Source organism: Teichococcus deserti (assembly GCF_001982615.1).
In the GTDB taxonomy this organism is placed as follows: Bacteria; Pseudomonadota; Alphaproteobacteria; order Acetobacterales; family Acetobacteraceae; genus Pseudoroseomonas; species Pseudoroseomonas deserti.
In genome coordinates this window covers 1-5495 of record NZ_MLCO01000376.1, presented here as the reverse complement: position 1 = coordinate 5495, position 5495 = coordinate 1, and the positions used below count along the sequence as shown (strand labels likewise).

4 protein-coding genes are annotated in these 5495 nt (G+C 72.6%); all 4 read left to right on the top strand.

The window, feature by feature from the left end; translation table 11 throughout:
* Window positions 1-707: glycosyltransferase (locus BKE38_RS27535; RefSeq protein ID WP_131829750.1), on the top strand; the 707-nt coding region annotated here is incomplete at its 5' end.
* Between the two features lie 89 nt (window positions 708-796).
* Complete coding sequence (locus BKE38_RS27530) at window positions 797-2704, top strand: polysaccharide biosynthesis protein (protein ID WP_076960371.1); 1908 nt, start codon at window positions 797-799, stop codon at window positions 2702-2704.
* Between the two features lie 4 nt (window positions 2705-2708).
* Window positions 2709-4175 carry a nucleotide sugar dehydrogenase gene (locus tag BKE38_RS27525; RefSeq protein ID WP_367596425.1) on the top strand — a complete coding sequence of 489 codons (1467 nt, stop codon included), beginning with the start codon at window positions 2709-2711 and terminating at the stop codon, window positions 4173-4175.
* Window positions 4176-4226: 51 nt separating this feature from the next.
* Window positions 4227-5387, top strand: a complete 1161-nt coding sequence (locus BKE38_RS27520; RefSeq protein WP_076960370.1) for a DegT/DnrJ/EryC1/StrS family aminotransferase — start codon at window positions 4227-4229, stop codon at window positions 5385-5387.
* The last annotated feature ends 108 nt before the right edge of the window (window positions 5388-5495 follow it).

The following is a 5495-nucleotide window of genomic DNA, read 5'->3' as shown; positions in this document are numbered from 1 at the left end:
GCCGCGCCATGGCAAGGCGGGCGGACGCCGTGGTGCTGGCCAAGGATGGGCTGGCCGCCGACTACGCCGGCGCGCCGCGCTGCGTCCCCGTGCGCAACTATGCCGCCGGCGCCGCCGTCGCCCCGCGCCGGCACGAGGAAGGCCCGCTGACCCTGCTGCATCTGGGCGCGCTGGGGCGGGAGCGCGGCGCTTTCACCATGCTGCAGGTGCTGGCGCTCTGCCCGCCCGGCACCCGGCTGAAGCTGGTCGGCCGCTTCACCGACGGATCGGAAGCCGCCTTCCGGGCGGAGGCGGAGAAGCTCGGGCTGAGCAACCGCATCGAGATCCGCGGCTGGCTGCCGCATGCCCTGGCGCTGGACGAGGCGGCGACGGCCGATATCGGGCTGGTGCTGTTCCAGCCAGGGGTCGAGAACCACCGCTTGGCGCTGCCGCACAAGCTGTTCGACTGCATGCTGGCCGGGCTGCCGGTGATCGCCCCCGCCTTCGCCACCGAGGTCGCCGGCATCGTCAACGGCGCCGGCAACGGGCTGCTGGTCGACAGCGCCGACCCGGCCGCCATCGCCGCGGCGGTGGCCGAGCTCGCCTCGCCGGCGCGCCGCACCTTGCTCGCGAACCGCGGGCGCGAGGCGGCCCAGGGCCGCTTCGGCTGGGCCGCCGAGGCGGCGCGGCTGGTCGAGCTCTACCGGCAACTGGCGCCGATCCGGTGAGCGGGCGCGCGCTGCATGGCAGGGGCTTGATGCCGTCGCATGGCGGCAAAGCTTCACCCTCGCCTGCTGCGCGCCTATACGCGGCCCTCATGGCCCTCACCCGCATCCTGTTGAACATCAGCCTGGACGCGCTGCTCGCCGCCCTGGCTTTGCCGCTCGCCGTCTGGCTGGCCGCCCCCGGCGCCTGGCCGCCGCCGCTCTGGTGGGCGGCCGCCCTGCCCGGGGCGGTCGTCGCCCTGCTGCTGGCCGGGCTGCCGGTGCGGCTGCCGCAGCAATACTGGCGCTTCGCCGCGCTGCGCGACCTGATGGGGGTTCTGGTCGCCGGCATCGGCGGCGCGCTGCTGTTCGGCCTCGGGCTGCTGCTGCTCGGCGCCTGGATGCCGCCCAATGCCGCCTTCCCGCTGATCCATGCCGGCACGCTGGCCGCCGCCCTGCTGGCGCCGCGCATCATCGGCCGGCTGAAGCAGGCGCATCGGGTGGGCTCGGCCAGCGAGGCCCCGGCCCAGCCGGTGCTGCTGGTCGGCACCGGGGATGCGGCCGACCTGTTCATCCGGGCGCTGCTGCAGCAGCGGGCGCCGGGCTACCGCGTCACCGGCATCCTGGCCCGCCGCCCGCGCGCCGCCGGCCGCCGCATCCATGGCTATCCGATCCTGGGCGGCTTCGAGGAAGCCGGCGAGGTGCTGGACCGGCTGCGCGAGGAGCGCCGGCTGCCGGCCGCCCTGGTGCTGGCCGACCCGGACCTGCAGGGGCCGGAGCTGGAAGAAATGCTCGACATCGCCGAGCGGCATGGGGTGCTGGTGAAGCGGGCGCCGCGGCTGACCGCGCTGGACCCGGCGCCGCGCAGCCAGGCGACGCGGCGCTTCGACCTGCGCCCCGTCGCCATCGAGGAGCTGCTGGACCGGCCCCAGGTGCCGCTGGACCGCGAGGGCATGGCGCGGCTCGTGCAGGGCCGCCGCGTGCTGGTGACCGGCGCCGGCGGCACCATCGGCGGCGAGCTGGCGCGGCAGGTGGCGGCGCTGGGCCCGTCCCACTTGACGCTGCTGGATCACGGCGAATTCGCGCTCTACGGCATCGACCTGGAGCTGGCGGAGACGCATCCTGGCGTGCCGCGCCGCGCCATGCTGGCCGATGTGCGCGACGCCGCGCGCATCGCGCGGCTGATGGCGGAAGTCCGGCCCGAGCTGGTCTTCCATGCCGCCGCGCTGAAGCATGTGCCGATGGTCGAGAACGACCCGCTGGAGGGTCTGCAGACCAATGCCCTGGGCACCCGCGTCATCGCGGATGCCGCCCGCGCCGTCGGCTGCCGCGCCATGGTTTTTATCAGTACCGACAAGGCGGTTAATCCCACCAGCGTCATGGGCGCCTCCAAGCGTTTGGCGGAAATGTACTGCCAGGCGCTGGACAAGCAGGCCCGCCACGGCGCCGCCGGCGGCATGCGCTGCGTCACCGTGCGCTTCGGCAATGTGCTGGGCTCGACCGGCTCGGTGGTGCCGCTGTTCCGCCGCCAGCTGGAGCGCGGCGGGCCGCTGACCGTGACCCATCCCGACATGCGCCGCTATTTCATGACGGTGCGCGAGGCGGTGGGGCTGGTGCTGCAGGCCAGCGTGATCGGCGCCGAGGACCGGCAGGACCAGCCGCCGGAGCTGGCCGATGGCGGCATCTTCGTGCTCGACATGGGCAAGCCGGTGAAGATCGTCGACATGGCCCGCCGCATGATCCGGCTGGCCGGGCTGCGCCCCGACGAGGATATCGAGATCCGCTTCACCGGCCTCCGCCCCGGCGAGAAGCTGTTCGAGGAGCTGTTCCACGGGCAGGAGCCGCCGCGGCCGACGCAATTCGCGGGGCTGCTGGTGGCGACGCCGCGCACCACCGATGCCGACCAGGTCGGTCAGGCGATCGACGCCATCGCCGCCGATGCCCGTGCGGGGGCTGCCGCGCCCGCGCTGGCGCAGCTCGCCCGTCTCGTGCCGGAATTCGACCACAACCCTGGGGGGTAGCCGCGTGCCACAGGCCCTGACCGCTTCCGGGAGCGCCAATGCCTCCTGGATCGCCGCCACCGGATATCCCGAGCTGCTCGACGCGCCGGGGATTCCCACGGATGTCAGGGCCTGGATGCTAGCCCGCATCGCCGCGCGCGAGGCGCAGATCGGGGTGATCGGCCTGGGCTATGCCGGGCTTCCCCTGGCGCTGCGCTTCGCCGAGGCGGGGTTTCCCGTCACCGGCTTCGACATCGACCCCCAGAAGATCGCCGCCATCGAGGCCGGGCTGAGCCCGATCCACGGCATCGACCATGCCCGCGTCGCCGGCGCGGCGATCACCCCGCATCAGCATCTCTCCGCCGGCGCCGGCGATTGCGACGTGCTGGTGATCTGCGTCCCCACCCCGGTCGGGCCGCACAAGGAGCCCGACCTCGGCCCGGTGCGGGACACGGTGGCAGCACTCGCCCCGCATCTGCGGCGCGGCCAGGTTGTGGCGCTGGAAAGCACCACCTATCCCGGCACCACCGAGGATTTTCTGCTCCCTGCCCTGCTGGGCGCCGGGCTGCAGCCGGGGCGGGATGCTTTTTTGCTCTATAGCCCGGAGCGCGAGGATCCCGGCAACCCGGAGGGCACCGTCGGCTGCATCCCCAAGCTGCTGGCGGGGGCCACGGCCGAATGCCTCGAGGTCGGGATGGCGCTGTACGGGCCGGTCGCCGGCGGGGTGGTGCCGCTGTCCTCGCTGCGCGCGGCAGAGCTGGCCAAGCTCTACGAGAATGTCTTCCGGGCGGTGAATATCGGGCTGGTCAACGAGCTGAAGCGGATCAGCCACGCGCTGGGGCTCGACGTGCAGGAGGTGATCGACGCCGCCGCCACCAAGCCCTTCGGCTTCATGCCCTTCCGCCCCGGGCCCGGGCTCGGCGGCCACTGCATCCCGGTCGATCCCTATTACCTGGCCTGGAAGGCGCGGGAGCTGGGCGTGCCCAGCGATTTCGTCGAGCTGGCCGGCCGGGTGAACGACGCCATGCCGGGCTATGTGGTCGGGCGGCTGCGCGACGCGCTGGATGCGCGCGGCAAGGCGCTGCGCGGGGCGCGCATCCTGCTGATCGGCCTGGCCTACAAGCCGGACGTGCCGGACACGCGCGAAAGCCCGGCGCTCGAGATTTTTTCTCTGTTGGAGGAGCGCGGGGCGGAAATCGCCTACCATGACCCCCTGGTCGCGCAGTTCCCCGCCACCCGGCGGCTGGGGCGGGCGCCGGGGCTGGCCAGCGTCGCGCTGACGCCCGCGCTGCTGGCGGCGCAGGATGCGGTGGTCATCGTCACGCCACAGCCGGGGGTGGATTTCACCGCGCTCAGGCGGCATGCGCGGCTGATCGTCGACACCCGCGGCGTGTACCGGGATGCCGCGGTCAGTCCCACGTTGCCCTTTGAAACGCGCGGTGATTTCCCTCTGCAGGGCGAACGGGCCTATCACGCCGTCATCCAGGCCTGAGCGCCGGCCCTCGGGCCGGCCGGGCCGGCCTGACGCACGGAGCTGATCCTGATGACCGCCGAGACCACCACGCGCCCGATTTCCCTGTTCGACATGAAGGCGCAGCAGGCCCTGATCCGTCCGGAGATCGACCGCCGCATCGCCGCCATCCTGGACAGCGGCGCCTTCATCAACGGCCCCGACGTGCGCGAATGCGAGGCGAAGCTGGCCGAGTTCGCGGGCGTCGCGCATGCGGTCGGCGTCTCCTCCGGCACCGACGCGCTGCAGATCGCCATGATGGCCGAGGGCATCGGCGCCGGCGACGCGGTGTTCCTGCCGGCCTTCACCTACACGGCGACGGCCGAGGTGCCGCTGGTCCTCGGCGCCACGCCGGTCTTCGTCGATGTCGAGGAGAACGGGTTCAACATCGACCTGGCCGACCTCGAGAACCGCATCGCCCTGGTGAAGGCGGAAGGCCGCCTCCGCCCGCGCGCGGTGGTCGGCGTCGACCTGTTCGGCCGCCCGGCCGACTGGCCGAAGCTGCAGGAGATCTGCGCCCGCGAGGGGATGTTCGCGCTGGACGATGCGGCGCAGGCCTTCGGCGGCGCGCTGCATGGCAAGAAGCTGGGCGGCTGGGCCGATGCGACGGCGCTGAGCTTCTATCCGACCAAGACGCTGGGCTGCTACGGCGATGGCGGCGCCATCCTGACCAACGACGCGGCGCGGGCCGAGCTGTATCGGTCCTTGCGCACGCATGGCGAGGGCAAGACCCGCTACGAGGTCGAGCGCACCGGCATGAACGGGCGGCTCGACAGCATCCAGGCGGCGATCCTGCTGTGCAAGCTGCCGCTGCTGGAGCAGGAGCTGAAGGACCGCGCCCGGGTCGCCGCGCATTACAACCGCCGCCTGGCCGGGCATGTCGTGGTGCCGACCGAGATGGAAGGCGCGCAGTCGGCCTGGGGCCTGTATTCGGTGCTGCTGCCGGATGCGGAGACGCGTTCCAAGGTGCAGGCGGCGATGCAGGCGCAGGGCGTGCCCAGCGCGATCTACTATCCGAAGCCGCTGCACCATCAGCCGGCCTATGCGGCTGCGCATCGCGAGGGGCTGCGCCAGGGCCCGCCGCTGCCGGTCAGCGAGCAGGTCAGCCAGCGCATCCTGGCGCTGCCGATGCACCCCTACCTGGACGAGGCGCAGCTGGATCGCGTCTGCGACGCGCTCATTTCCGGCCTCTGATTCTCGGCGGGGTTCGGGGGGATACTATCCCCCCGGCGGGGGTTTGGCTGGCCCTTATACACATCGGACGCCGCCGACGATCTTACGCGTTTCGGGCTCGGGGATCGG

Bases quoted from the DNA above. Each gene is read 5' to 3' on its own strand.
- BKE38_RS27530 (WP_076960371.1), top strand. From the start codon at position 797: ATGGCCCTCACCCGCATCCTGTTGAACATCAGCCTGGACGCGCTGCTC.
- BKE38_RS27520 (WP_076960370.1), top strand. From the start codon at position 4,227: ATGACCGCCGAGACCACCACGCGCCCGATTTCCCTGTTCGACATGAAG.